Source organism: Vibrio sp. YT-19(2023) (genome assembly GCF_033337395.1).
On sequence record NZ_JAWOQN010000375.1, the window covers coordinates 1 to 779 of the forward strand.

General features: G+C 48.1%; 1 protein-coding gene. It reads right to left on the reverse strand.

The genetic code is table 11. The features are described 5' to 3' along the window. The coding region (locus R7E78_RS25990; RefSeq protein ID WP_318058590.1) for an FAD-binding oxidoreductase at nucleotides 1-779 on the reverse strand (779 nt) is incomplete at both ends.

Here is a 779-nt window from a genome sequence, read left to right on the forward strand (position 1 = left end):
ACGTTAACTAAGGTACGCGCTTTCGGAATTGGCGTCAGGTTTAGCTTCGCTTCCGTAATAAAGGCCAATGAGCCTTCTGCTCCACACAGCACTCGTGTGATATCGAAGCGGTCATCTTCTTCATTTAACGCGTTCTTTAAGTCGTAGCCCGTTAGGAAGCGGTTGAGAGGAGGGAATTTATCCACTATCTGCTGGCGTTTATCTCGACAAACTGATTCCGTCACTTGTAACGCCGTAGCGGCAAACTCGCCTTCTTTTGGATAACCATGAGACAAATCAGACTCTAAAATCGAGCCGTCAGCAAACACCGCTTGCAACGACAGTACATGATCAGACGTTTTCCCGTATTTAAGAGAGCCTTGACCAGAGGCGTCGGTATTCACCATCCCGCCAATCGTTGCGCGGTTGCTGGTCGACAAATCTGGAGAGAAAAAGTAGCCGTAAGGACGAACCGCATCGTTCAACTGATCTTTCACAACACCAGTTTGAACGCGAACCCACCCTTCATCTTCATTCACTTCCAATACTTTATTCATGTGGCGAGACAAATCCACCACAATGCCTTTGGTCAGCGACTGGCCATTTGTACCGGTACCGCCACCACGAGGGGAGAACGTGATTCTTTCGTACTTTTCTTGATTGCTCAGTTTCCCGATGAGAGAAACATCTTGAGTCGTTCGAGGATGGACGACTGCTTGAGGAAGTTGCTGGTAAACGCTGTTGTCAGTAGCGACAGCTAAACGACTTGAATATTGGCTTTCGATATCGCCAGTGAATCC